Origin of the sequence: uncultured Paraglaciecola sp. (genome assembly GCF_963977085.1) — a bacterium.
Classification (GTDB): domain Bacteria; phylum Pseudomonadota; class Gammaproteobacteria; order Enterobacterales; family Alteromonadaceae; genus Paraglaciecola.
Genome location: NZ_CAXBNC010000024.1, coordinates 34,265 through 59,792, shown reverse-complemented (window position 1 = coordinate 59,792; position 25,528 = coordinate 34,265). Strand labels below are relative to the sequence as shown.

Below are 25,528 nucleotides of genomic sequence, written 5' to 3'. Positions count from 1 at the left end.
TTTAAAGGGGCTTCAGGGATTTTCTCAGTTGCCTTAGAGTAAATCTATTCAGGTCTAAGAAAAGACAAAGCACCTTTTAGGCCAGATATGGTTTTTTAAAATTCATACTCTAGGGCAAACCTCAGGGTGTGGTCTTTTGAGTCGCCATTTAAGCCAGCAATGAAGGCCAATTCCCATTTAAGTTGTTTTTGTCCTGCGTACCTATGTACCCCCATAAAACCAGGGCCAACACCAACAAAATCTTCACCCGTGTAAATTTCGATAGAAGGTTGTAATGCAGCTAAATAGCGATAGCGATATTTGAGCCGAAATTCAGTTTCAAATTCATCTTGAATGTCTTTACCCCATTCATAAACTAACAACGCATTGATGGTTAAACTGGTTTGTGTAAACTCTTTTTCAAATAAAATTCCGCTGGTAAATTCGTAAATGTCTTCTTTATGTTGTTTTTCAAGTTCAAACAATACCCCCCAATCGGCCCACAATTCGCCTTGTTCGGTTAACATCCAGCGGGTTTCTATTTCATAAGCCTGCAAACCAAAGTCGCCGGTATCGTCCCTTTCTCCAACGATATAAGCTTCAATTGTCAGGTATTCTGAAACGGCATGACCGTAAGCTAAACGTTGCGCTAACACATTACCATCATCGTTTTGCCTAGATGTAAAACGCCACTCTAACTCCCGCTCATTGGCCAAAACATAGGGACTATAAACCTTGTCAACTGGAATGCCGTCAGCCCAGCTTAAGGGGACAAAAAATAGCGTGTATAAAAGCGCAATAGATACGCGATAAAGGGCGTTCATTGGATGTTACCTGAGTGTGTAGTTGAATCTAGCTTAAGCCAATAAAAAGCAGCGAGAGGCAGGGTTAAAGCGCAAACATAAACAATTACTTGAGCTATAGATGGGGTAGCCTGGTAGCCGAACAAAACATTAAATAAATGACCAAACTCAAACTCATTACTGAGAAAACTTTGGCTACTCCAAGCAGTCTCTGAGGCGTTTATAAGATCGATCTGAACTAATAAAGGTAACGCGTTAACAAGTTGCCCCGTTACGTAAATATGCACTAACAACCAAGTCGCCCAAAGCCCAAACCGCTGTTTTAACCACCTTGCCGCCAGATACAACAAAATGGCTAAGCTGAGACAAATGCCTAAACCTAAAAATGTACCGAGCAACATAGATTGCAGCACGTTGCTTTGATTTAAATAGCCATTAAAGTACAAGATAAAGTTACTGCCTTTGGACGCTATGGTCAGACTGACCATCAAGCCTGCAATCCAGTATGTAAAACATCGATTCGACCACTTAGGAAAGGTTAGGCCACAAGCTAAAACTAAGGCCAACAAATAAACCAAGAGTTGCGAAAACCACAGGGACAATTCAATACCTATGCCAGCAAACCACTGCCCAATAGTATGGATTTGATTGATGTATATTAGGCTCAAAATGGCACTAGCGACTAAGCATATTAAAAGCCATGATTGACTCGTAGGTAGGTGTGCGTATAGGTAGGCAAGTAATACCAAAATGGGCAAAGCATCACGAAAAAACAAAATCACGGTGTTAATGAGCATCAGGCACCTCCAGCTTTTGACGCTCAACAATGACAGCACCACGGGCAGTATTAGGATTATATTCGCCAAAAAAGCTGTATTCTCCAGGCTGAAGTGGTCCAATAAATAGGGTTGCTTTTTGATTGGCAAAAATGACCTTTTCTCGGTTGAGAGAAAAACTATCAAATTCTTCTGGTGTATTGTCCTGATTCTCGATTATCAATTTGACTTTTTGGTTTGCAGGAATAGTGATCCGCGAGGGGAAAAACAGGTGATCTTTGAGCTGAATATGGTACTCAGACACCGCTGCTAATAATGGGAAACAACAGAGGACACATAATGTGCTAATGGAGAGTGGCATGTAGCCGAACCATTTATGCATTAGGCTGACCTTGCGGAAAAATCAGTTCTACTGATAGGCCCGATAACTGTTGAGATCGGCTTAATTTAAGTGTGGCATTATGTAACTCAGCTATATGTTTTGAAATGGCTAAACCTAAACCACAGCCAGATGTATTACTGGTATGTCGATCCCCTCCAATTCGGTAGAAACGTTCAAACACTCTTTGATATTCAGATTCATCGATGCCTGGACCTGCATCTTCTACCTGAATCACCACCTGCTTATTCACGCTCTTCAGCGTTACTCTAATCAAACAGCCCTCTGGCGAGTATTTACTCGCATTGGAGATTAAATTTTGCAGCAGTATGCCCAATGAAAACTCATCCCCTCGAATATTTGCACCTTTTCCAAGTAGTTCGATTTCTTGCTTTTTTGCTTCAATTTGTGGAAATAAACTAGCGATCACTGTTTGGCAAAGCGCCGCTGTGTCTATCGTTTCGAACTGACCTTGGTATTGTTCGGGGTTAGTACGGTTGAGCAATAAAATTTGTTCGACTACATGACTCATACGTTCGATACCTTGCTGCAGATATCCCATGTTGGTGTGGGTAGTATGGTTATTGTTAAGTTCTATAGCCAAATTATGAGCATTGATCTTCAAAACGCTTAAAGGTGTGCGTAATTCATGGGCTGCATCAGAGGCAAAGCGTTTTTCTCGAGAAAAAGCAGCGTTGAGTCGTTCAAACAATTGATTTAAGGTTTCTAGGACTGGACTGAGTTCGTTACCTTGATTTTGCTGCTCAATAGGACTGAAGTCGTCGGCTTTTTTGGATCGTAATTTTTCCGATAGCAGTCGCAAAGGGCGCAGCCCTGAACTCACTAATAAAAATATAATAATAGCTAACAATGGAATACACAGCACTAGTGGCGTCACGGCAGCTAGAATCATTTGCTCTGCTAGCTCAAAACGTCTGTTTACAGGCTGTGCTACCAACACCCATTTGTTGCTCGATTCAAAAAAATGCCCGAAGGTACGCCAACGCTGCGCTAAAAAATTATGCTCAGAGAACTCATTTTTGAAATCACTAATAGCGGTGTCTAAACTGGGGTTGGAGTTAACAATTAATTGATTGTGCTGCCATATTTGAAAGATAAAAGCGGCATCTGTTTGTGGTGTTAATGACTGAGTACTTAAGTCGGTAATGTCGACTAAGACAAGTGTTAAAGAACGTAACTCGTTATCAAATACACTGGTCGCTTTTGCCATACTGCTGCGGTAACCCTGAATCGCAGCTGCAAAAGTGACCAATGTAATTACCGACAATAAAATCAGCGTTAGATAACGGCGTATAGACACATTTAGGACTCTATTTTGGAGGAGGCTTTAATGCTGTACCCTACACCGCGAATTGTTTTGATAAAAGCCTCAGGGAGTTTTTTACGAAGATGGTGAATATGCACTTCCACTGCGTTACTCGCTACTTCTTCGCCCCACTCATACAATTTAGACTCAAGCTGTTCTCTTGATTGAATTCGCCCTGCTTGTTCTAAGAGTACTTTTAACAACATAAATTCTTTGCGAGATAACTCAATTAATTTACCCGCAACCTTTAATTCATGAGATGCACAGTCTAGGTTGACTTCTCCAATTGTAATAGTTGCACTGGTTGCGGTACCTAACCTTCTTTCAATGACACGCAAACGTGCAATCAGCTCGTTTACATCAAAAGGTTTACTGAGATAATCATCCGCTCCTTGATCTAGCCCTTTAATTTTATCGTCAATAGAATCTCGAGCCGTCAATATCAGCACTGGCAACTTTATATTTTTTTGCCTTATTTGTTTTAGTAGCGCTAAGCCATCCATGTCAGGTAAACCTAAATCAAGGATAAGCATGTCACATTCATTGGTTTCGATGGTGAGCAGTGCCGATCTGGCATCGGCCACATGGTTTGCGGTAAATCCTTCTGTTCTCAGAGATTGATGTAGCGCACGGGCGAGTGGTAAATCATCTTCAACTAGTAAAATTCGCATAGCAGTCAATGCTTCTTATTGGTGGATTACAACTTAGCTTAAAAAGTAGAAATAGGAAAATTAACTATTTTAAGTGAATAAGGTAAAGCGCAAGCTTAATCGGGTTTTCTTAAGTCATCCTTAAGAGCTGGATTGGCTGGGGGCTTATCTTTACGTTCAAACTCACCCTCGATGATATCTTCAGATTGATTTGGCCTGTGACCTTGTTGCTGGTGTTGAGTATAACTACCATCAAATGATTGATTCACTACCCTAACTGATAAATGTTTGAGTAGTCCTTTGGCGATAAGGGGGCGGGTCATAGGTAAGCTCAATAAAAATCCAATTCCGTCGGTGATAAAACCTGGAGTAACCAATAAGATCCCTGCAATGACCAATAAAAGACCTTCAGCCATTTCTTGACCTGGCATAGTGCCAGCCTGCATTTTTTGTTGGGCTTGCATCAAGGTACTGAGACCTTGTTGCCTCACTAATTGTGCTCCTGCAAAAGCAGTTAAAATAACGATGGCCACTGTATACCAACCGCCAATTTGCTCACCCACATTAAGCAATATGGCGATTTCGACAATAGGTAAAACAGCGAATAATAAAAATAGTTTAAACAAAGGTACCTCGTTATTTGGGTTATACGCTACAAGCTTTAGGTATAACCTACTTTTGATGTTGTGTTTGATATAATACTGGTATTAAAACCCCAAAAACCAAGTGGTGCATTGTTACAGAGTGTTGCGCCATTTGTCTAACGAGTTAAGAGACTGAGGTGTGTTTATCTTAAATTCAGGTAATTTCACTCAAAAGTGAAATTTGCCAGACTGAGTTAAGGTCTGTAAACAAAGTAACGTGGGGCCTTAATTATTTGTTAAGGTTTGTCCATTAAAGTATAAATAATAGTCATTGGCATTTCGCCAAGTTACCTTTAGATAAGAAGTATTGTAGATGAATTTGAGTTTTAGATATTTTGTTTTAGCACTGACTTTTGGTTTTTTCTGTTCTGCGAGTATGGCGCAAATGGAAGATCCCTTAGCCAACCTGTTTGGTGAAGAGCCGGAATTTTTGCAAGTTGATGAAGCGTTTCAATTCGACTTCAAGCAACAAGGTGATCAAGTTGTCCTAAGCTGGATTATTGCAGACGGTTATTATTTGTATAAAAAACAGTTTAAGTCAGTGACTAAAGGAGTGGAGTTAGGCACGCCAGTTTTTCCTGCCGCCGAGCAAGTTGAGGACGAATTTTTTGGTTTGTCGGATGTGTTTCGTGGACAACTGGATATTACTTATCCTGTTGTTACTTCAATCCAAGATGGCATTGTTAAAATTCGTTATCAGGGCTGTGCCGATGCCGGTTTGTGCTATCCACCTACCACCAAAGAGGTGTATCTAAATCAGGTTGGCGCTGTTGCAATGACAACGTCTGAACAACCAATACAAACTTCAAATGAAGATTCAACCACCACAGCGCCCATTTCAGAGCAGTTTGAATTAGCTAGCTTATTGTCCAGTGAACAAAGTTTATTTGTCACTCTATTATTATTTTTAGGCTTAGGAATTGGTTTAGCCTTTACACCTTGTGTGTTCCCTATGTATCCGATTCTATCGGGCATTGTGATTGGTCAAGGTAAAACTATTAGCACCTCGCGGGCATTTACATTGTCTTTTGTGTACGTCCAGGGCATGGCAATTACCTATTCGTTATTGGGGCTGATAGTGGCTTCGGCTGGCGTTCAGTTTCAGGCAGGTTTACAACATCCGGCTATTTTAATCGCTTTAATTGTCATCTTTGTTTTGTTGGCCGTAGTGATGTTTGGTGCTTATGAACTGCAGTTGCCTTCGTCATGGCAAGAAAAGCTTAATGCCATGAGTAATAAACAAACCAGCGGAAGTTATATAGGTGTATTAGTGATGGGCGCCATTTCTGGCTTAGTGGCATCACCGTGCACTACCGCGCCGTTAACGGGGATTTTGTTATTTATTGCCCAAAGTGGCGATTTAGTTCTAGGATTCAGCGCACTGTATGTGTTGAGTCTAGGAATGGGCATTCCATTGATTTTATTTGGTATTACAGGTGGTAAATTGTTACCTAAAGCAGGTAATTGGATGAATGTGGTTAAAGTCACTTTTGGCTTTATGATGTTAGCGGTTGCCATTATGTTTGTAGAGCGCTTAGTGAGCCATATCGCTACAGATTTTGCTTGGACACTGCTTGGATTAACAACTTTTACCTATTTTTATGTGATGAACCAAAATAGCCCAACAACTTTCTATAAGGGCCTTCGGGCATTATTGATATTTATTGGCTTGTTTGTTTCAGCCGGTTATGGCTATCAAACCATTAGCGCTCTGGATCACAACAAAACTGCGGTGCAGTCAGCAGGCAATAATACAGTCGCTCATCCGACATTTCTTAAAGTCAGCAGTATTGAAGATTTCAACCAGGCATTAGCAGAAGCTAATGCGCAAGGTAAATCAGTGATGTTAGACCTGTATGCTGATTGGTGTGTGGCCTGTAAAGAGTTTGAAAAATACACGTTTTCAGATGGTCAGGTAATAGCAGCGTTAAGTGATTCAGTTTTAATGCAAATTGACTTAACGGATAATAGCGAAAATAACATAAGATTTCAGGAGCACTTTTCGGTGTTGGGGTTACCTACCATTTTGTTTTTTGACACTCAAGGAAATGAAATCAGCACCGCAAGAGTCACAGGGTTTATGCGAGCAAAGCCGTTTGCTCAGCATATAAATAATCTTTTCTCTAAATAAGTCGAACTGGGTGTAAATGTGCGCTGTTATTTAAGATTTTGTAGCGCCGCAAAATATTTTGTATCTATATTTTCTATGCTTATTAGCTGTAGTGCCTTTGCTAGTTCGCCTAATTACTGCATGGATAATTGGGCATGTGTTGAAAAAGTAGAACAAAACAAACACGTCAGTTATTGGCTCTACAATAAAAAACCTTTTGTAGTGTCAGTGACCTTGGATGTACAAACAAGTAACTTAAAGTCCTCAAATAGCAATCAGGGGCAATACATTGTTAATCAAGTACTTCAAGGGCATCAGCGAATCAAAGTGCTTGAATTGCAACCCATGCACCAAGGTCAAAAAATCTGGTATGACGAATCTTTTTACTGGACGCCTGGCAATATGCTAGCAGTGCATCATGGAAATATTGCTTATCAGTACCCTTACGCCAAAGGGGCTTATTTTCCTATAGTGCAAGGATTTGGTGGCGGATATAGCCATAGAGGTGCGTCTAAGTACGCGGTCGACTTTGCCATGCCCATAGGAACACCCATACATGCGGCGAGGGCAGGGGTGGTGATTGATTTAGTTGCGCAGAATTCGCGAGGTGGTGCAAATCGGAGATACGCCAAATATGCCAACTATGTAGTCATTTTACATGATGATGACACTACAGGTGAGTATTATCATCTAGAAAAAAATGGGGTTGCGGTAACCTTAGGTGAGCGCGTAAAAGTAGGTCAAAAAATAGCTTACTCAGGTAATACAGGTTTTTCTTCTTTACCCCATTTACACTTTGCAATTTATCAGGCAAAACCCTTTGGCAAGTATCAATCACTTCCTTTTGTATTTGATTAAACTTGCCAGATGTATTTTCGCCTTAAACTACTCTATGGCTTATCGAGTACCAAAAATTTTATCCCCTGCATCACCTAGCCCAGGCAATATATAGCCTTGTTCATTAAGTTTTTCATCCACAGCCGCGGTATAAATTTCAACGTCTGGATGGGCGCTTTTTACTGCCGCTAAACCTTCAGGAGCAGCCACTAGAAACAACCCCATAATATGTTTACAGCCTTTTTGTTTTAATAAGTCGATGGTGGCGATAAGGGTGCCACCTGTGGCCAACATAGGGTCGACTATCAATGCCGTGCGTTTTGGCACGTCTTTTACTACTTTATCGAAATAAGCGACTGGCTGCAGGGTTTCTTCATCTCGATACAATCCTACTACGCTAATTTTTGCATTAGGAATGAGTTTTAGTACTCCATCCAACATGCCTAAGCCAGCACGTAAAATGGGTACAATTGTTATTTTCTTTCCTTTGATTTTCTTGATTTTTATTTTTTGACCATCCCAAGCTGTGGTCTCAACAATCTCAGTTTGTAGCTCCCTCGTTGCTTCATAAGTCAGTAAGTTGCCTACTTCACCGGCTAATTCGCGAAAATCTTTGCTACTGATCCCTTTTTCACGCATTAAGCCTAGTTTATGTTGAATTAAGGGGTGATGAATTTCGTGTACAGCCATATTAAGTTTCTCGTAATTATTGTGGAGGATTATAGGACTGAATAAATTTAAGTCCGTGCTCAAGGCATTCAGGATAGAACTGTTGAAAGCTAGACTCAAGTAAATCACTATGTTTGAGTACAAAATACTGAGCTTGTTCAGCGAACAGCACTTTATTTTTTAATCTATTCTGAATACTCGAAAAAGCGTGGAAACAGGTTTCTCGATGAATATATTTATTTAGCCATTGATGAGTCTTTAAACGTTCTGCTTGTTTGTTAAAGTGCAAGTTGTCAGCCAGTGAAAATTGCTCCAGTTGCTGATAAAACTGAGTAAATACCTTGTTAAAGTGAGTACTTGAGTAATTGTCCCAAGATTGCATGAGTAGATAATCAAAGTAGATATCAATGATTACCCCAGCCATTCTACGAATATCAGAAGGGAAGTTTTGCCTCAATTCACTGATTAATGGATGTGAATCAGTGAACACATCTATGCTTCTATGTAAGCGAATGCCCTTTTCAATTTCCGGAGGTAAATGCTGTAGTTGGCTACCTTTAACAAAGTCCCCAAGAAAATTTCCCAATAAACTTGTTCGGGTGTGACAGCCAATATGAATGTGTGCAATATAGTTCAAATTAAAAAGGCTCTTTGATTAAAAGATTAATAGCGCTGAGTAAAAACATAATATTCATTAACTTTGCAGCAATCTTCGCTGATAAGACCAGTATTTTGCTGCTAATTTCTATTTGCTCTCTATAATGGTCAGATAATTTAGGTTATTGTGTATTTATTGCACGAGAAATGATTTTTAAATGTTGTGTTTCCTATTGAGGCACACTACATAATCTTATTATTTAATAAAATGGTAAATCAGTGAAAGTATTAGTCATTAATGGCCCAAATCTAAACATGTTAGGCAAACGTGAGCCAGCAACTTATGGCTCGCAAAACCTACAACAAATTGTCAGTAAACTGGATGACTACGCCACTTCGATAGGCCTGAGTTTAACCCATTTTCAGTCAAATGCGGAACATGAGCTGATTGACACCATCCATAATGCTTTTGAAAAAATAGACTTTATCGTGATTAATCCAGGTGCATTTACGCATACAAGTGTTGCGTTAAGAGACGCACTTTTAAGTGTGTCTATTCCTTTTATTGAGGTACATTTATCCAATGTACATGCTAGAGAAGCATTTAGGCAGCATTCCTATTTATCCGACATTGCCCAAGGGGTCATTTGTGGATTAGGCGCACAAGGATATGAATTCGCTTTAACGGCGGCTAAACAATATTTAACAAAATAAACATCAGCAAAAATTGCTTGCTGAATAACTGACTTAGAGAGATAAAAATGGACATACGTAAAATTAAAAAACTGATAGAGCTAGTGGAAGAGTCTGGCATATCTGAATTAGAAATTACTGAAGGTGAAGAGTCAGTGCGTATTCACCGTGGTGTCACTGCTGCACAAGTTGCTGCGCCTTTGCAATTTGCACCACAACCACAATTAGCGCCTGCTGCACCCGTTGCTCAAGCTGCTCCTGCCGCTGCGGCTCCTGAAGCAGCTCCAGTTATCAGTGGTCATACTATGTGTTCACCTATGGTAGGGACTTTTTATCGCTCGTCATCTCCAGGTGCTAAATCCTTTGTTGAAGTCGGTCAAAAAGTGAATGTTGGTGATACCCTTTGTATTATCGAAGCAATGAAAATGATGAACCAAATTGAGTCTGACAAGGCTGGTATCATCAAGCAAATTTTAGTTGAAAATCAAGAACCAGTAGAATTCGACCAGCCTATGTTTGTGATTGAATAAAAGGTTTATGACAATGTTAAAAAAAGTCCTTATTGCGAATCGCGGCGAAATCGCTTTGCGAATTTTGCGTGCCTGTAAAGAGTTAGGCATTAAGACTGTGGCAGTGCATTCTACTGCTGACGAGTCACTCAAACATGTGTTGTTAGCTGATGAAACCATTTGTATTGGTAAAGCCTCAGCCACAGAGAGTTATCTCAATATTCCGCGCATTATTGCCGCTGCGGAAATAACTGATGCAGATGCCATTCATCCCGGTTATGGTTTTTTAGCTGAAAACGCCGATTTTGCCGAAGCAGTCGAAAAAAGTGGCTTTACATTTATAGGGCCAACTGCAGACACCATTAATCTAATGGGTGATAAAGTCTCCGCTATCAAATCTATGAAAAAAGCAGGTGTCCCCTGTGTACCAGGGTCTGATGGACCTTTGGGTGAAAATGAAGCGCGAAATAAAGAACTTGCTCAAGGTATTGGATACCCGATTATTGTTAAAGCCGCCGGTGGTGGTGGTGGTCGTGGTATGCGTGTAGTGCGCAGTGAAGAAGAGCTTATTTCATCTATTGCCATGACAAAAAGTGAAGCCGGTGCAGCTTTTAATAATGATGTTGTTTACATGGAGAAATTCCTTGAAAACCCTCGTCATGTGGAAATTCAAATTTTGGCCGATGGCCAAGGAAGCGCTATTCATTTAGGTGAACGAGATTGTTCTATGCAACGTCGCCATCAAAAAGTGGTAGAAGAAGCGCCAGCACCGGGCATTACCCCTGAAATGCGCGCTGCAATTGGAGCAAGGTGCTGCCAAGCCTGTATTGATATTAATTATCGAGGTGCCGGAACCTTTGAATTTTTGTTTGAAAACGGTGAGTTCTATTTCATTGAAATGAATACACGTATTCAGGTTGAACACCCAGTATCGGAAATGATTACAGGGGTTGATTTAATCAAAGAGCAACTGCGTGTCGCAGCAGGTCAAAAACTGTCTATCACTCAAGATCAGATACAAGTGAAAGGCCACGCCATTGAATGTCGTATCAATGCCGAAGATTCAAAAACCTTTATTCCAAGCCCAGGTAAAATTACTAAGTTTCATTCACCAGGTGGCCTAGGCGTGCGGTGGGATTCACATATTTACACAGATTATGTTGTCCCCCCTTACTACGATTCAATGATAGGTAAATTGATCACCTATGGCGAAACGAGAGAAGTGGCTATTGCGCGAATGCGTCATGCCTTGGATGAATTAGTCATTGGCGGCATTAAAACGAATGTCGATTTGCAGAAAAGCATCATGGCTGATGAAAGTTTTGCCGCTGGTGGCGCGAATATTCACTACCTTGAGAAAAAACTAGGAATGGGTGGTCATTAACCTGTCCTAAGAGTGAAAGTGATAAATAAAAAGAGCGTTTCTTCGCTCTTTTTTTATGCGCGTGTTTAGGGCCGTCAGTCTAATGTTATACTAGTGAAAATTTCTAATATTGAGTTTGTTAATGCCTTGGATCCAATTAAAAATCAACAGCCAAGCTGAAAACGCTGAGCAAATTGGCGAAATGTTATCAGCCAATGGGGCGCAAGCCGTGACCTTCGTGGATGCCAAAGATACTCCTATGTATGAGCCTAAACCTGGAGAAGTCATGTTATGGCCTGATACACAAATAGTGGGTTTATATGACGCGCAATACGATATGACCCGGGTCATAAGTCAACTGAGTAAGTCCAAACTCTTAGGTAAAGACTTTAATCACAAGTTAGACCAATTAGAAGACAAAGACTGGGAAAGAGAATGGATGGTAAACTTCCATCCAATGCAATTTGGTGAACGTTTATGGATATGCCCAAGCTGGTGCGATGTACCTGATCCCAATGCTGTGAATGTGATGCTCGACCCCGGATTAGCCTTCGGGACTGGTACTCACCCTACTACTAGTTTGTGTCTTAGATGGCTAGATAGTTTAGATCTATCCAAAGCGACAGTGGTTGATTTTGGTTGTGGTTCAGGGATTTTGGGGATTGCTGCCCTTAAATTGGGCGCTAAACGTGTAGTAGGCATTGATATCGATCCACAGGCATTATTGGCCAGCCAAGATAATGCCAATCGGAATGATGTAGGCGAAAAAATTGAGTTATATTTGCCTGAACATCAACCAATATTAGAAGCTGATGTGGTGCTTGCGAATATTTTGGCAGGGCCAATAAGAGAGTTAAAACAAGTTATCTCAGCTTACTGTAAACCCGGAGGGAAGCTAGTGTTGTCGGGGATTTTAGATAATCAGGCAGAAGAGATTAACGCTTTGTATAGCGACACTTTTAGTATGCAAACCATTGCCATTGATGGTGAGTGGGCTAGGGTGTCTGGGATTAAAAAATAGACGGGTTAACCCATCACAAGTATCAAGGGATAAAAAATGCGTATTAGATTTAAATCATCACTACTTATTAGCAGCTTAGTCTTCTCATTAACAACAATCGCGTTAGAAATACAGCCTTGGCAAAAGGCAGAAATAACAGAGGTTTGGGAGCCAACACCTGAGGTCGTTACTTTTGATAAAAATAACCTACCATCGGATGCAACAGTATTGTTTGATGGCTCGTCTTTAGATCTTTGGCAAAGTGTGAAAGAAGGTAAAGCCGAATGGTTACTACAAGATGGTGCTATGACTGTGGTTGCGGGTACAGGTGATATTAAAACCAAAGAGACGTTTTGTGATGTGCAATTACATATTGAATGGAAGATGCCCACCCAAATAACGAATGAACAAGGAGAATTGTTAACTGGACAAGGTCGCAATAACAGCGGCGTTTTTTTGCAGCAACGTTATGAAGTTCAAATACTCGACTCCTACAACAATAAAACCTATGCCAATGGTCAAGCTGGCGCCGTGTATAAACAACATATTCCATTAGTGAATGCCACTAAGGCTCCGGGTGAATGGCAAAGTTATGACATTATATATACCGCGCCGGTGTTTGATACTTCGGGAAAACTCAAAACTAAAGGGAAAACAACAGTTTTGCATAACGGTGTTTTGGTCCAAAATAATGTCGAAATACAAGGTGTTACTGCTTGGATTGGGGCACCAGTTTATGACGCGCATGGCTGTGATTCCATTCGCTTACAGGATCATGGAAATCCAGTAAGTTTTCGGAATATTTGGTTAAGAAAGTTATAACAAGCCAATAAAAGCTTGAGGTTTTCGGGTGACGGATTGTTATGTGCTAATCCGTCATATCCATAAGGCTAAGTTAACCCCCTCCATAGATATACTCGTCACAACTCCGAGGGATTGAACACCTTTTGTTACAGTCGAAGGGGTTATTTACCTTGTCGAGTTTTGAAATAATAGGAGCCCACTACAGTTTAATTTCTTTTTCTAAGTTAGAGCAATAAGCTCATATTCATTTACAGCCAGCTGTTGCTGGAACTCTTTAATTACCTGAGGTTTGATTTGAAACTACATCATCTTGGATTAGCCGTAAGTTTAGCTGCGAGCATGTCAGCTATAGCAGAAGAAAACGATAATATTGAAAATATACTAGTCACTGGAAGTTATAGCGCTATTGAGCAAGCGCAACTCACTTCGTCAGCCATTATTATAGAGCGGGATGCATTATTAGCGTTAAGTCCACACAGCTTGGTTGATGCATTACGTCAGATGCCGAGCTTATGGATCGAATCACAAGGAGGCCCGGGTGGCTTAACTTCTATTGTGATGCGTGGAGCCGAAAGTAATCACACATTAGTTTTGGTGGATGGTGTGCAATTAAATGATCCAACCAACACCCGTGGTGGGTCTGTCGATCTTAACCATATAAACATGCAATCCATTAAACGCATTGAAATTATTCGAGGTGCGCAATCTTCCGTTTACGGTTCTGATGCTCTGGCGGGTGTTATTCATATTATTACTATGGAGCCAGGAAGTAAGACTGAAGTGAACGCTTTTGCGACATTTGGAAGTGATGATTATTATACATACGGCGCTGGGATTTCTGGTTCGGTAGCCAATCTTGGCTATTCAATTAAAGCCCAAAAGAAAGATGCTGGAGAACCCCTAGAAGGCAGCAAGGCCAAGAACAAGGATTTGGTGGCAAAACTAAATTGGCTAGGTGACGCGCACCAAATTGATGTTGCGTACCGTTATTTTGATGGCAGCAATACCACCTACCCTGAGCAAAGTGGTGGGCCCAAATTTGCTCAAAGTGAAGATTTGGACAGTACTGATTACCTTAACCAGCAGGCTGCAGTTAATTGGTTATGGCAAATCACGCCTTTATGGAACAGCAGGGTGTCTAGTACTTGGTTTAGTCGCGAAGATAACTACCAATCGCCAGGCATAGTGCCTTACTCATCAGTACCAGCAAATGGCGCACAAACAGACTTTAACCGCACCAGCACCACTTGGGTAAATACCATTGGAGATCAAGAGCTACTTTGGGTAAATGTAGGTTTAGAATCAAAAAAAGAAGAAGGCGTTAGCGAAGGTTATTTGGAAATAGGCTTTACGTTACCTACAACCTTTGATTTGGATCGCCGCATCGACAGTGCTTTTTTGAATATAAATGGCATTGTGTTTGAGCATATGCTGTTGCAAGCCAGTGTGCGCCACGACGATGCACAAGGATTTGATGGGGATCAAAGTGTGCAGTTGGGTATGCGCTATCAATTGACCGATAATCTGAGCATTTTAGCCAATAGAGGTGAGGGTTTTAAATTACCGAGTTTTTTTGCATTAGGCCACACCCTAGTGGGTAACCCTGATTTGCAGCCAGAAACCTCAGTCACTATGGAATTTGGTGTTGAATGGCAGAGCTCACAAATAAGCGCAACGGCTAACTATTTTAATAATGAATATCGAGACTTAATTGATTTTGATGCTGAACTGTTTACTAATGTTAACCGAGCTAGTGTTGATATCAGTGGTGTTGATGGCAGTGTTCAATGGCAGTCGATAAATAAAAAATGGCTAGTTAATGGGCAATTTAATTACAGCGATATCGAAGCGCCAAATCCTCTTAATGGCCGGCCAAAAATCACCTTGGGTAGTGCTATAGGTTATCGTCCCGATGATCCGTTAAGTTATCACCTCCAAGTATTATGGGTTGATGAACGCTATGCCACCACTTTATACACTGGCGAAGTTCAACAACAGACCCTAGAAAGTTATGCGCGATTGGATGCAAATCTGCAATATCAATATGATGCTAACTGGCGGCTAACTTTGCAGTTAACCAATATTACCAATAGCGATTATCAGGATGATATTGGTTTCGAAGCTAATGGTCCGGCGTTTTATTTGGGTATTAACTATAAGATGTAACAGTTTGGATTCACTCTAATGATATTAGAGTTGGGTAAGTATCACTTCAAAAATCAATATTTGCTGCGCTTGCGTTTGATTCAATGACTATTTGTTTCGAGTTTATGCGCAGTTGCACCCTACTGCTGAATGTTAACTGCTATATGGTTTAATTACAGATTAAAAGCCAGCTTGGATGATACTTAGAGTAACAATGGTGCCGACTACCGGGGGTGAAACTGGTCTTTTTAGCTGCACCGCAGCGCCCAGTTGAACAGCTCGACATGCGGACGCCGCGCGGGAAGTCGAGCTTGGGTGCATATCATCATGGCCGTGTATTTGACTACTCAAAAGAATTTTTAGAAAGTAAACCTGAATATTTATGGCTGTGCTTACTGGTGGGTTGCGCAAATGTCATCTCAATAATGAGAAATCGCTACGCTTTGCTTTTTGTTTCGATGAAATTGCACGAGAAAATGGTGCCGACTACCGGAGGTGAAACTGGTCTTTTTAGCTGTACCGCAGCGCCCAGTTGAACAGCTCGACATGCGGACGCCGCGCGGGAAGTCGAGCTTGGGTGCATATCATCATGGCCGTGTATTTGACTACTCAAAAGAATTTTTAGAAAGTAAACCTGAATATTTATGGCTGTGCTTACTGGTGGGTTGCGCAAATGTCATCTCAATAATGGGAAGTCGCTTCGCTCAGTATTTTGTTTCGATGAATGTTGCACGGAAAGAATGGTGCCGACTACCGGAGTCGAACTGCTATGAGGCTTAGCTACTGATTATAAGATTTTTCACGGAATAAACCTGATTACTTATGGCTGTTCTTAGTGGTGGGTTGCGCAAATGTCATCTCAATAATCAGAAATCGCTACGCTTTGCTTTTTGTTTCGATGAAGTTGCACGAGAAAATGGTGCCGACTACCGGAGTCGAACTGGTGACCTACTGATTACAAGTCAGTTGCTCTACCAACTGAGCTAAGTCGGCACACAGGGTAAATCTTTCTGGGTGACGCCACTTTTGGGTTGTTGGTAAACTGCTTGGTAGCAGCTAATCCCGAAAGCGAGCGCCATTGTATGCATAATTTAAATGTTGTCAATCAAATAAAAAAAAATTTCAATCGAACGTCTAAAGTTTAATCAATCTTACTGCTTCAGCCTCTAGCAAAGGGAAATTTTCAATAGGCACGTATTCGCTCAAAGCCTGCATTGTTTTACCAAGTTCAGCATAATTATCTGCACATAAATTAAAGTGACCCATCTTGCGCTTTTGCCTTGGGCTTTTACCGTACCAATGTAAATGGCAACCGGGAATACTAAGCATATCTCGATTGAATGCTTTACAGCCAATGATGTTGATCATAGCTGTTGGTGAAGTGACTTTAGTTGAGCCTAAAGGTAATCCCCTTACGGCTCTGAGGTGGTTTTCAAACTGACAAGTGTCTGCGCCTTGCATAGTCCAGTGCCCTGAATTATGTACTCGAGGTGCTATTTCATTCACTAATAATTGTTGTCCAATCTGGAAAAACTCAACCGCTAATACCCCTACGTAATCTAGGGATTCCGCTAATTTATTGAAAATTTGTTGTGCTTGTTGATTAAGTGTTTCATCAACTTGTGGAGCGGGAGCAATAGAAACATGCAGTTGCCCTTGATGGTGTAAGTTTTCGGCGAGAGGGTAATAGGCAATCTCACCATTGCTGCTGCGCACTGCAACCAATGAAAGCTCACGATCAAAGTTGAGCATTTTCTCTACCACTAAAGGTACTTTGTGTAAGTCTAGTTGCGATAATTTCTCTTTTAATTCTGGCAAATCGTTTTTGTTTTGTAGGCGCCATTGGCCGTACCCATCATAACCATCGCGACTGGCTTTAATAATCAATTTTTCGCCGAGTTTTTCAACTGCTGCGTCCAATTGTTCAACGTCTGTGACTATCTCAAATGGACAGTTAGCAATAGCCAGTTTTTCTAGTAACTTCTTTTCTCGAAGTCTATCAGCGCCTGCCAAAATAGCTTCTACACTAGGTTTAAGCTTACCGCTTCCATGAACTAACTCGAGCAGATCTTCTGGTATATGCTCAAACTCAACTGTGATAGCGTTGACTTCCTCTATCAGCCTATCTAGGGAGTTATTGATAACCTGTTTAGTGACAGGATCGACAATTTTGTTATCTGCAACGTCTACTGCTTGAACACTTATTCCAAGTGGATAGCCTGCTAAAGCCATCATTCTTGCTAATTGACCTGACCCAAGAACTAATATGCTCATTTAGACATTCTCACGTTGGTTTTTATCATAAGGAGGGGAGGACCAATTCATCTTGTGCCAGCACAGTAGCGGTTTGCTCAGCACGAAAATCTTTGATTGCTTGTTGTACCTCTGGGTTTTGCAGGGCAATAACCTGCGCTGCCAGTAATCCTGCATTTGCTGCACCTGCTTCGCCAATCGCTAAAGTGCCTACAGCAACCCCTTTGGGCATTTGCACTATAGAAAGTAAAGAATCAATGCCATTGAGTTGGCTAGAGCGTACTGGTACTCCAAAAACAGGCAAATGGGTATGCGCTGCAATCATGCCGGGTAAATGTGCTGCACCACCCGCGCCACCAATAATTACTTGGTAACCCTGACTCGCCGCTTGTTCAGAAAAGTCAGTGAGTAAATTGGGGGTTCGATGAGCAGAGATAACTTTGGCCGTATAACTGACGCCAAGCTTTTCTAACATGTGAGCTGCGTTTTGCATGGTGGGCCAATCAGATTTTGATCCCATTACTATCGCCACGTTTGGCATAACTTTCTCTCTTAAATCTCATTTGGTGGTTCGGGGAATCATCCCCTAAAATTTTGGACGCGTATTGTAGCCTATCCCTTCGAGCATAGAAACCACCTGAATTGGTGGTTTGAATAAGTCTATTTTAATGCAGATCCATGTAATCCATGGTTAAGTCTGTGAGCAGTTTTACGCCGGTTTTCATACCTGAATCGTCAACATAAAATTCAGGGGTATGGTGGGCAGGGGCTTTGTCTGCTGGAGTATCTAATGGTTTACCTCCAACCCACAAATAGAGTCCCGGTATTTGTTCCTGAAAAAATGAAAAGTCTTCAGCGCCAGTGACTGCTTTGCTGTAAATAACATTGTCCCGTCCGGCACTTTTAATCAGCGTAGGCACCATCTTTTCTGTTAATGCAGGGTCATTGTAGGTAATGGGATAATAATAATCTAATGGTAATGTGACTGTCACCTCGGCGCGCATACTATCTGCAATGCCTTGTACTTTTCTGGGCAGGGCTTCATACATATGTTCGCGAGCCGCTTTGTTTAAAGTACGTATGGTGCCAACCAATTCTACTTCACTGGGAATAATATTTGAACGGTTACCACCATGAATAGAACCAATAGTTACCACAGCTGCTTCATCAATGAGTTTGATTTCTCGACTGACTATAGTTTGTAAGCTCATAATAATCTGTGCTGCAGTGGTAATAGGATCAACACTTAACCATGGGTAAGCACCGTGGGCTTGTTTGCCCTTAATCACAATTTTAAAAGGGTCAACGGCCGCCATCGCGCCGCCTTCTTTGTAGCGTATTTTACCTACATCCGTCTCTGAGCTGATATGTAAGCCAAAAATCACGTCCACGTCAGGGTTTTTAAGTACACCTTCTTTAACCATCATCTCAGCCCCTCCTTGTTCACCTCTAGGAGCGCCTTCTTCGGCGGGTTGAAAAATAAACTTCACTTTGCCCCGTAATTTGTTCTTCATCTTCACTAAAATTTCTGCAGCTCCCATTAACATAGCAACATGGGTATCATGTCCACAAGCGTGCATGACTGGCACATCCTTACCTTCAAGCTCTCCACGTTGAGTCGACTTCCAGGGTAAGTCATTTTGTTCAAGTACCGGCAGTCCATCCATATCCGCCCGTAGAGCCACTACCGGACCAGGTTTACCACTGTCAAGTACTGCTACTACACCTGTTATCGCTACACCCGTTTGTACTTCTAGCCCTAGGCTTTCAAGGTGTTTAGTGATGTATTTTGCTGTTTTAAACTCGCGGTTAGAGAGTTCAGGATTTTGATGTAAATGATGACGCCATTTGATGACCTCAGGTTCGATATCCGCAAGCATTTGTTCAAGACTAGCAGCAGCGATTATTCGAGGGGTAAACATTAATATTAACAATACGGCGGGTATGAAGGGTTTCATAAAACATCGACTGTAAGTGAACGGATATCTAATATCTTAAAAGCACATGGGCTTGTCAAATTTTAAGCAAAGATGCGTCAAAAAAGTTAAAAAAAATCCGCTAACAGTTCCCTGAAAGCGGATTTTTGTAAACATAAATATGATTAACTTTTCTGCCTGCGCATAGCAGTAAAGAACTCATTGTTGGTTTTTGTCATAGACAACTTACCAATAAGAAATTCCATGGCGTCTATCTCAGACATCTCATGGACTATCTTGCGTAATATCCACATTTTTTGTAATTCGTCTTGAGTGGTTAATAACTCTTCTCGACGAGTACCAGAACGATTGTAATCTATCGCTGGGAAGACACGTTTTTCAGCAATTTTACGGTTCAGGTGTAATTCCATATTACCTGTACCTTTAAATTCTTCGTAGATCACTTCATCCATTTTAGAGCCAGTATCAATCAATGCAGTGGCAATGATGGTTAGGCTTCCACCTTCTTCAATGTTACGTGCCGCACCAAAGAAACGTTTAGGTTTGTGTAATGCATTGGCATCTACACCACCTGTTAATACTTTGCCTGATGAAGGTATAACAGTGTTGTAGGCTCGCGCTAATCGGGTAATGGAGTCGAGTAAAATAACCACGTCTTTTTTATGCTCAACTAAACGTTTGGCTTTCTCAATCACCATTTCAGCCACCTGTACGTGGCGACTGGCTGGCTCATCAAATGTAGAAGCAACTACTTCACCGCGCACCAAGCGCTGCATTTCGGTCACTTCTTCAGGACGTTCATCAATCAACAACACCATCAATAAACATTCAGGGTGATTCGCCGCAATGGATTGAGCGATGTTCTGCAATAATAAGGTTTTACCTGCCTTAGGTGGTGCAACGATCAAACCACGTTGACCACGACCAATTGGAGAGGCTAAATCTAAAACACGAGCAGTGATATCTTCACTACTACCATTTCCACGCTCCATGACTAATCGCTGATTGGCATGCAAAGGTGTTAAGTTTTCGAATAATATTTTATTACGAGCATTTTCGGGACGGTCGTAATTGACCTCGCTTATTTTTAATAACGCGAAGTAACGCTCTGTATCTTTAGGTGGGCGTATTTTCCCAGCTATCGTATCACCAGTACGTAGGTTGAAACGCCTGATCTGACTTGGTGAAACATAAATGTCATCTGGTCCCGCTAAGTATGAAGAGTCGTTGGAACGCAAGAATCCAAAACCATCTTGAAGAATTTCCAGTACGCCATTTCCAAAAATATCCTCACCGCTTTTAGCGTGTGATTTAAGGATTGAAAAAATAATGTCTTGTTTACGAGCGCGGGCCATGTTTTCTAGCTTCATTTCTTCCGCTAGGCTAACTAGTTCACTGATCGGTTTGTTCTTGAGTTCCGTTAGGTTCATAATTGGTGGGTCTTTATGCTGAAGCTTGTTTTTAAAGCCAGTTTGATTGAGTGATTCAAAGGTTTTTTACTTATTTACATCTCTGATTTGAGCGAAGTATAGGGGTGTTCAGGTGTGAACACTATAAAAGTTAGCACCAAATAATTCCTGCGTCCAGTGAATTGTCTGCTTGTTAGCCGATTTAACTGCATTACACCTTGCTTGTTTAAAGTATCGGTCAATTTTTCAAAAAACTGAATAACAATTAATTTACAATAGGAATGGGCGCTGTAGGCATGTTGCTGGTAATTGCATATAAAAAGAAGCTCAGCATTTGCTGAGCTTTTATATTTCATTTTGTAATAACAAAGATTAGATATTTTCGTTCAAAAACTCTAAAAGTTGCGCTTTTGACAACGCCCCCACTTTAGTTGCCGCTACATTTCCGCCTTTAAATAACAACAATGTAGGTATGCCTCTTATGCCATACTTAGGGGGTGTTTCGTTATTTTCATCGACATTCAGCTTACCAACTGTTACTTTGCCGTCGAATTCATCAGCCACTTCATGCAGTATCGGTGCGATCATTTTACATGGACCACACCATTCTGCCCAAAAATCAACTAACACAGGACCAGCAGCATTGATAACATCGGCCTCGAAACTATCATCAGATAACTGGATAATTTTGTCGCTCATTCTTTTCTCCGTAATTTTTTCTCTGGCTGACATGACTCAGCGCGGTTATGATTGTTATATAGAAACTGGTTTTTAATGCAAGCAATGATAAGCTATAAGCTATGCCAACTACACATTTAACCGATACAAAATTTTCAGACTTACCCATAAATGCAAAGGTTGTAGAAGCCCTAACTGCGGCCAATTTCAGCCTTTGCACACCTATTCAAGCGTTGAGTTTACCACAGCTACTTGAAGGCAATGATATTGCCGGACAAGCGCAAACAGGAACAGGTAAAACCATCGCATTTTTGGTCGCCACTTTCCACTATTTGTTGACTAACCCTCAAGACTCAAAACGTCAGCCTAGGGCAATCATCATGGCACCTACCCGTGAGTTAGCGGTGCAAATTTTTAACGATGCAGAATTACTTAGCCAACACACGGGTTTAACCCTTGGGTTGATTTATGGGGGCGAGGGTTACCAAAGTCAACGGGAAAAGTTACAAGGTGGTGTAGATATTATTATCGGCACTACAGGTCGTATTATTGATTATTACAAACAAAATATTTTTTCATTAGCTGCTATTCAGGTTGCAGTCCTAGATGAAGCTGATCGCATGTTTGATCTTGGCTTTATTAAAGATATCCGCTTTTTGTTTAACAGAATGCCAAAATCTAGCGAGCGACTGAGTATGTTGTTCTCTGCTACTTTGTCTTATCGCGTTCAGGAATTAGCGTACGACCATATGGACAATCCTACTCATGTGCAGATTGAGCCAGAAAGGAAAACCGCAGAACGGGTAAAAGAAGAGCTGTTTTACCCTTCTGACGAAGATAAACCTTATTTGCTTCTCACTTTAATGGAAGAAGAATGGCCAGATAAAGCGATTGTGTTTGCCAATACTAAACACGGCTGTGAGAGAGTCTCCGATTGGCTAGAAGCTGATAATCATAGGGTAGGCTTGTTAAGCGGTGATGTACCTCAAAATAAACGTTTAAAAATCTTAGAGAACTTCACCAGTGGTGTTATTGATGTATTGGTGGCTACAGATGTTGCAGCCAGAGGTTTACATATTCCAATGGTAAGTCATGTCTTTAATTACGACTTACCTGATGATGCTGAAGACTATGTGCACCGAATTGGTAGAACAGGTCGAGCAGGTGAAAGCGGCAGTTCAATAAGTTTTGCTTGTGAAAAATATGCTTTGAATTTACCGGCGATTGAAGAATACGTGCAACATTCAATCCCAGTGACAGAGTACAATCCAAATGACCTACTGCGTGATGTAACTCCACCCAAAGCGCGATTTAAAAAACGCATGCAAAGTGGTAAAAGTCATCAAAAACGACCTTCAGGTCCACGCCCAAATCGAAATAGATGAATAATCAAACCGAAATTATTGCACCCTTTTCTCAACCTGAGCAATTGTATGCCGCCGTAGATTTAGGCTCTAATAGCTTTCATATGGTCATTGTGCGGGTTGTGGCAGGTAGTGTGCATATTATCGGTAAAGTAAAGCAAAAAGTGCGTCTTGCCGCTGGCTTAGATGAAAACATGATACTTGACCAGCAAAGCCTTGAAAGAGGTTGGAGTTGCCTTGAAACCTTTGCTGAACGCTTGCAGGATATTCCCCTTTCAAATATTAAAATTGTTGGTACTGCTACTTTACGATTGGCCGCCAATGCAGATGTGTTTATCAAAAAAGCTGAAAAAATTCTCAATCATAAATTAAATGTGATTGATGGAGAGGAAGAAGCGCGTCAAATCTATTTAGGTGTGGCTTACACCTCAGCAAATCAAGGTAATTCCTTGGTAATTGATATAGGTGGCGCTAGCACGGAAGTTATAGTGGGCAATGATATGACTCCGATTCATTTAATCAGTATGAATATGGGATGTGTCACCTTTAAAGAGCGCTTTTTTGCTGATGGAACTATATCAGAAGAGAGTTTTCAGCAGGCAATACAGGCAGCAAAGTCATTATTAGAACCGGTGAAAGATGACTTTATCAGTTTTGATTGGCAACAATGTTTAGGCGCATCAGGCACCCCCCAAGCCATTACTGAAATTTTGGTGACACAAGGTATCAGTGACTCCATCCGCATTGATTATCTGCATAATTTGAAACAGCAATGTATTGATTGTGTGACTATAGATTTATTACAAATAGAAGGCCTAATCGAGTCCAGAAGGGCCATCTTTCCTAGTGGTTTGGCCATATTGATTGCACTGTTTGAGCAGCTCAATATTCAAGAAATGCAGATATCGGGTGGCGCATTACGGGAAGGGCTTATTTATGGCATGTTAGACAACATGCAACAAAATGACCGTAGATTGCAGACGCTGGAGCAATGTATTGAGCGTTTCCACATGGATCCTGAACACGCTAATCGTGTTAAAAGCATTGCTCTTAGCTTGTTTAAGCAAGTACAACACCAGATGATGTTAGGCAAAGTGGATTGCGAAGCGATGTTAATGGCTGCGGCTATGTTGCATGAAATTGGTTTGCATATCGAATATAAGTTACATCATCAACATGGCGCCTACATTCTTAGCCACCTGCCTATGGTGGGTTATACACAACAGCAACGCGCTGGCATTAAGACCCTAGTACAATGTCATAGGCAAGAAATAAAGCTCGGCCTGTTTGATAGCTTCCATCCAGAGGTACGCCAAGCACTTTTGGTATTAGTGAGAATCTTACGTTTATCTTGCTTACTTTCTATTCGCCGTAAAGACAATTTACTGGCGGATTTTACGCTTCAAGTGTCAGATGAAAAGTGGGTGCTTACTTTTCCAAAAGGCTGGCTGAAGTCACACCCTTTGATAGACGCAGAACTAGCCAACGAAAAATGGCAGCAGCATAAAGTGGGCTGGCTGTTGGAGTGTTTTTAAATTTTTAACACAATGGTTTTATAACACTCCAAATAATTATAAGTGTTTTATTTAGAGGGTAATCTCCTTACCCTTTGCGTAAAAGTTGCGCCGCCTGCTTAGCAAAATAAGTTAAAATTCCATCTGCTCCAGCACGTTTAAACGCCATTAATGATTCTAAAATAACCTCATCTTCTTTTAACCAGCCATTGATAAACGCTGCTTTGTGCATGGCATATTCGCCACTGACTTGGTAAGCAAAAGTGGGTACTTTGAATTCGTCTTTACAGCGCCTAACAATATCTAAGTAAGGCATGCCAGGTTTGACCATAACCATGTCAGCTCCTTCTTGTAAATCCAATGCGATTTCGCGCAAGGCTTCATCAGAGTTTGCGGGATCCATTTGGTAGTTCTTCTTATTGCCACCTTTGATATTACTGGCTGAGCCGACTGCGTCTCTGAAAGGGCCATAATAACTCGAGGCGTATTTAGCTGAATAAGCCATGATGCAGGTATTGATAAAACCCTTGCTTTCTAAGACATGGCGAATAGCGCCAATGCGGCCATCCATCATGTCTGAAGGTGCCACAATGTCAGCGCCTGCTTCGGCATGAGATAATGCTTGTTTAACTAATACCTCTATTGTTTCATCATTTAACACATAACCATGCTCATCAATTAAGCCATCTTGTCCGTGAGAAGTGAAAGGGTCGAGGGCTACGTCTGTGATCACTGCAATATCAGGTACCGCTTGTTTGATGGCGCGGACTGCTTTTTGTGCTAAACCGTCTGGATTAAATGCTTCACTGGCACATAATGATTTGGCGTGCATCGGTGTCACGGGAAAGAGCGCTATCGCTGGGATACCTAGTTCAACCAGCTCATGTGCTTCTTTGACTAATAGATCAATAGACAATCGGTTAACACCAGGCATAGAAGGTACGGCTTGCTGTTGATTTTCGCCTTCTAATACAAACAAAGGGTAGATTAAGTCGCTGGCTGTAAGTTGGTTTTCTGCCACTAATCTACGGGTAAAATCCTGTTTACGTAATCTACGCATACGAGTGTTAGGGAATTGTTCAATCATA

Annotated in this window: 24 protein-coding genes and 1 tRNA gene; 10 read left to right on the top strand and 15 right to left on the bottom strand. The window is 41.3% G+C overall.

Translation table 11 applies throughout. The features are described 5' to 3' along the window. Nucleotides 1–95: 95 nt before the first annotated feature. The 6 genes from AAC000_RS20310 to AAC000_RS20285 form a co-directional block, all read right to left on the bottom strand. Nucleotides 96–803: a hypothetical protein gene (locus tag AAC000_RS20310; RefSeq protein ID WP_339725400.1), complete on the bottom strand. Its 708-nt coding sequence runs from the start codon at nucleotides 801–803 to the stop codon at nucleotides 96–98. Then, nucleotides 800–1,579 (bottom strand): hypothetical protein, encoded by a 780-nt coding sequence (locus AAC000_RS20305; RefSeq protein ID WP_339725398.1) that lies wholly within the window; start codon nucleotides 1,577–1,579, stop codon nucleotides 800–802. Before AAC000_RS20305 ends, AAC000_RS20310 begins: the two co-directional genes overlap by 4 nt. Continuing rightward, nucleotides 1,569–1,919, bottom strand: a complete 351-nt coding sequence (locus AAC000_RS20300; RefSeq protein ID WP_339725419.1) for a cupredoxin domain-containing protein — start codon at nucleotides 1,917–1,919, stop codon at nucleotides 1,569–1,571. Before AAC000_RS20300 ends, AAC000_RS20305 begins: the two co-directional genes overlap by 11 nt. Nucleotides 1,920–1,932: 13 nt before the next feature. Next, complete coding sequence (locus AAC000_RS20295) at nucleotides 1,933–3,258, bottom strand: ATP-binding protein (RefSeq protein WP_339725396.1); 1,326 nt, start codon at nucleotides 3,256–3,258, stop codon at nucleotides 1,933–1,935. Between the two features lie 2 nt (nucleotides 3,259–3,260). Continuing rightward, nucleotides 3,261–3,935: a response regulator gene (locus AAC000_RS20290; protein ID WP_339725394.1), complete on the bottom strand. Its 675-nt coding sequence runs from the start codon at nucleotides 3,933–3,935 to the stop codon at nucleotides 3,261–3,263. A gap of 95 nt (nucleotides 3,936–4,030) precedes the next feature. Beyond that, entirely contained in the window at nucleotides 4,031–4,540 is a 510-nt protein-coding gene (locus tag AAC000_RS20285; RefSeq protein WP_339725392.1) for an FxsA family protein, read from the bottom strand. Between the two features lie 331 nt (nucleotides 4,541–4,871). Here AAC000_RS20285 and AAC000_RS20280 point away from each other — a divergent pair, with 331 nt between their 5' ends. Both AAC000_RS20280 and AAC000_RS20275 read left to right on the top strand, forming a co-directional pair. After that, nucleotides 4,872–6,689 (top strand): protein-disulfide reductase DsbD, encoded by a 1,818-nt coding sequence (locus AAC000_RS20280; RefSeq protein WP_339725390.1) that lies wholly within the window; start codon nucleotides 4,872–4,874, stop codon nucleotides 6,687–6,689. Between the two features lie 120 nt (nucleotides 6,690–6,809). Continuing rightward, a complete protein-coding gene (locus tag AAC000_RS20275; protein ID WP_339725389.1) occupies nucleotides 6,810–7,526 on the top strand; it encodes a M23 family metallopeptidase in 717 nt (238 codons plus the stop codon). Between the two features lie 39 nt (nucleotides 7,527–7,565). Here the strand turns inward: AAC000_RS20275 and upp are convergent, their stop codons facing one another. Further along, the gene (gene upp / locus AAC000_RS20270; protein ID WP_339725388.1) at nucleotides 7,566–8,195 is read right to left on the bottom strand and encodes a uracil phosphoribosyltransferase; all 630 of its coding nucleotides are present in this window, start codon (nucleotides 8,193–8,195) and stop codon (nucleotides 7,566–7,568) included. A gap of 16 nt (nucleotides 8,196–8,211) precedes the next feature. Continuing rightward, nucleotides 8,212–8,811 carry an ACP phosphodiesterase gene (locus AAC000_RS20265; protein ID WP_339725387.1) on the bottom strand — a complete coding sequence of 200 codons (600 nt, stop codon included), beginning with the start codon at nucleotides 8,809–8,811 and terminating at the stop codon, nucleotides 8,212–8,214. A gap of 239 nt (nucleotides 8,812–9,050) precedes the next feature. On the opposite strand from AAC000_RS20265, the gene aroQ reads away from it, so the two are divergent. The 6 genes from aroQ (at nucleotide 9,051) to AAC000_RS20235 (ending at nucleotide 15,306) form a co-directional block, all read left to right on the top strand. Further along, nucleotides 9,051–9,485, top strand: coding sequence for a type II 3-dehydroquinate dehydratase (aroQ, locus tag AAC000_RS20260; protein WP_339725385.1), 435 nt, complete (start codon nucleotides 9,051–9,053; stop codon nucleotides 9,483–9,485). Nucleotides 9,486–9,532: 47 nt separating this feature from the next. Further along, entirely contained in the window at nucleotides 9,533–9,994 is a 462-nt protein-coding gene (gene accB / locus AAC000_RS20255) for an acetyl-CoA carboxylase biotin carboxyl carrier protein (RefSeq protein WP_339725383.1), read from the top strand. A gap of 13 nt (nucleotides 9,995–10,007) precedes the next feature. Continuing rightward, the gene (gene accC, locus AAC000_RS20250) at nucleotides 10,008–11,357 is read left to right on the top strand and encodes an acetyl-CoA carboxylase biotin carboxylase subunit (protein ID WP_339725381.1); all 1,350 of its coding nucleotides are present in this window, start codon (nucleotides 10,008–10,010) and stop codon (nucleotides 11,355–11,357) included. Nucleotides 11,358–11,478: 121 nt separating this feature from the next. After that, nucleotides 11,479–12,357: a 50S ribosomal protein L11 methyltransferase gene (prmA, locus tag AAC000_RS20245; protein ID WP_339725379.1), complete on the top strand. Its 879-nt coding sequence runs from the start codon at nucleotides 11,479–11,481 to the stop codon at nucleotides 12,355–12,357. A gap of 36 nt (nucleotides 12,358–12,393) precedes the next feature. Continuing rightward, on the top strand, nucleotides 12,394–13,158 hold the full coding sequence (locus AAC000_RS20240) for a DUF1080 domain-containing protein (protein WP_339725377.1): 765 nt from the start codon (nucleotides 12,394–12,396) through the stop codon (nucleotides 13,156–13,158). 276 nt (nucleotides 13,159–13,434) lie between these two features. After that, nucleotides 13,435–15,306 (top strand): TonB-dependent receptor, encoded by a 1,872-nt coding sequence (locus AAC000_RS20235; protein ID WP_339725375.1) that lies wholly within the window; start codon nucleotides 13,435–13,437, stop codon nucleotides 15,304–15,306. 896 nt (nucleotides 15,307–16,202) lie between these two features. Here the strand turns inward: AAC000_RS20235 and AAC000_RS20230 are convergent. The 6 genes from AAC000_RS20230 to trxA form a co-directional block, all read right to left on the bottom strand. Continuing rightward, nucleotides 16,203–16,278 (bottom strand) — tRNA-Thr (locus tag AAC000_RS20230). 141 nt (nucleotides 16,279–16,419) lie between these two features. After that, a complete protein-coding gene (locus AAC000_RS20225) occupies nucleotides 16,420–17,559 on the bottom strand; it encodes a 5-(carboxyamino)imidazole ribonucleotide synthase (RefSeq protein WP_339725373.1) in 1,140 nt (379 codons plus the stop codon). A gap of 25 nt (nucleotides 17,560–17,584) precedes the next feature. Continuing rightward, the gene (purE, locus tag AAC000_RS20220; protein ID WP_339725371.1) at nucleotides 17,585–18,079 is read right to left on the bottom strand and encodes a 5-(carboxyamino)imidazole ribonucleotide mutase; all 495 of its coding nucleotides are present in this window, start codon (nucleotides 18,077–18,079) and stop codon (nucleotides 17,585–17,587) included. A gap of 124 nt (nucleotides 18,080–18,203) precedes the next feature. After that, nucleotides 18,204–19,460, bottom strand: coding sequence for an amidohydrolase (locus AAC000_RS20215; RefSeq protein WP_339725418.1), 1,257 nt, complete (start codon nucleotides 19,458–19,460; stop codon nucleotides 18,204–18,206). Between the two features lie 179 nt (nucleotides 19,461–19,639). Then, entirely contained in the window at nucleotides 19,640–20,905 is a 1,266-nt protein-coding gene (gene rho, locus AAC000_RS20210) for a transcription termination factor Rho (protein WP_339725369.1), read from the bottom strand. Between the two features lie 351 nt (nucleotides 20,906–21,256). Continuing rightward, nucleotides 21,257–21,583 carry a thioredoxin TrxA gene (gene trxA, locus AAC000_RS20205; RefSeq protein ID WP_007625278.1) on the bottom strand — a complete coding sequence of 109 codons (327 nt, stop codon included), beginning with the start codon at nucleotides 21,581–21,583 and terminating at the stop codon, nucleotides 21,257–21,259. Nucleotides 21,584–21,684: 101 nt separating this feature from the next. Here trxA and rhlB point away from each other — a divergent pair, with 101 nt between their 5' ends. Both rhlB and AAC000_RS20195 read left to right on the top strand, forming a co-directional pair. After that, entirely contained in the window at nucleotides 21,685–22,947 is a 1,263-nt protein-coding gene (rhlB, locus tag AAC000_RS20200; protein WP_339725362.1) for an ATP-dependent RNA helicase RhlB, read from the top strand. After that, nucleotides 22,944–24,461, top strand: a complete 1,518-nt coding sequence (locus AAC000_RS20195) for a guanosine-5'-triphosphate,3'-diphosphate pyrophosphatase (RefSeq protein WP_339725360.1) — start codon at nucleotides 22,944–22,946, stop codon at nucleotides 24,459–24,461. The genes rhlB and AAC000_RS20195 overlap by 4 nt, the downstream gene beginning before the upstream one ends. 67 nt (nucleotides 24,462–24,528) lie before the next feature. Here AAC000_RS20195 and hemB read toward each other — a convergent pair whose 3' ends face one another. After that, nucleotides 24,529–25,527 carry a porphobilinogen synthase gene (hemB, locus tag AAC000_RS20190; RefSeq protein WP_339725358.1) on the bottom strand — a complete coding sequence of 333 codons (999 nt, stop codon included), beginning with the start codon at nucleotides 25,525–25,527 and terminating at the stop codon, nucleotides 24,529–24,531. Between the last annotated feature and the right edge of the window lies 1 nt (nucleotide 25,528).

Excerpts from the sequence above, each read along its gene's own strand:
- AAC000_RS20310 (WP_339725400.1), bottom strand. The coding sequence starts at position 803 with ATGAACGCCCTTTATCGCGTATCTATTGCGCTTTTATACACGCTATTT.
- AAC000_RS20305 (WP_339725398.1), bottom strand. The coding sequence starts at position 1,579 with ATGCTCATTAACACCGTGATTTTGTTTTTTCGTGATGCTTTGCCCATT.
- AAC000_RS20300 (WP_339725419.1), bottom strand. The coding sequence starts at position 1,919 with ATGCCACTCTCCATTAGCACATTATGTGTCCTCTGTTGTTTCCCATTA.
- AAC000_RS20290 (WP_339725394.1), bottom strand. The coding sequence starts at position 3,935 with ATGCGAATTTTACTAGTTGAAGATGATTTACCACTCGCCCGTGCGCTA.
- AAC000_RS20280 (WP_339725390.1), top strand. The coding sequence starts at position 4,872 with ATGAATTTGAGTTTTAGATATTTTGTTTTAGCACTGACTTTTGGTTTT.
- AAC000_RS20275 (WP_339725389.1), top strand. The coding sequence starts at position 6,810 with ATGGATAATTGGGCATGTGTTGAAAAAGTAGAACAAAACAAACACGTC.
- upp (WP_339725388.1), bottom strand. The coding sequence starts at position 8,195 with ATGGCTGTACACGAAATTCATCACCCCTTAATTCAACATAAACTAGGC.
- accB (WP_339725383.1), top strand. The coding sequence starts at position 9,533 with ATGGACATACGTAAAATTAAAAAACTGATAGAGCTAGTGGAAGAGTCT.
- accC (WP_339725381.1), top strand. The coding sequence starts at position 10,008 with ATGTTAAAAAAAGTCCTTATTGCGAATCGCGGCGAAATCGCTTTGCGA.
- prmA (WP_339725379.1), top strand. The coding sequence starts at position 11,479 with ATGCCTTGGATCCAATTAAAAATCAACAGCCAAGCTGAAAACGCTGAG.
- AAC000_RS20240 (WP_339725377.1), top strand. The coding sequence starts at position 12,394 with ATGCGTATTAGATTTAAATCATCACTACTTATTAGCAGCTTAGTCTTC.
- AAC000_RS20225 (WP_339725373.1), bottom strand. The coding sequence starts at position 17,559 with ATGAGCATATTAGTTCTTGGGTCAGGTCAATTAGCAAGAATGATGGCT.
- purE (WP_339725371.1), bottom strand. The coding sequence starts at position 18,079 with ATGCCAAACGTGGCGATAGTAATGGGATCAAAATCTGATTGGCCCACC.
- AAC000_RS20215 (WP_339725418.1), bottom strand. The coding sequence starts at position 19,460 with ATGTTTACCCCTCGAATAATCGCTGCTGCTAGTCTTGAACAAATGCTT.
- rho (WP_339725369.1), bottom strand. The coding sequence starts at position 20,905 with ATGAACCTAACGGAACTCAAGAACAAACCGATCAGTGAACTAGTTAGC.
- trxA (WP_007625278.1), bottom strand. The coding sequence starts at position 21,583 with ATGAGCGACAAAATTATCCAGTTATCTGATGATAGTTTCGAGGCCGAT.
- rhlB (WP_339725362.1), top strand. The coding sequence starts at position 21,685 with ATGCCAACTACACATTTAACCGATACAAAATTTTCAGACTTACCCATA.
- AAC000_RS20195 (WP_339725360.1), top strand. The coding sequence starts at position 22,944 with ATGAATAATCAAACCGAAATTATTGCACCCTTTTCTCAACCTGAGCAA.
- hemB (WP_339725358.1), bottom strand. The coding sequence starts at position 25,527 with ATGATTGAACAATTCCCTAACACTCGTATGCGTAGATTACGTAAACAG.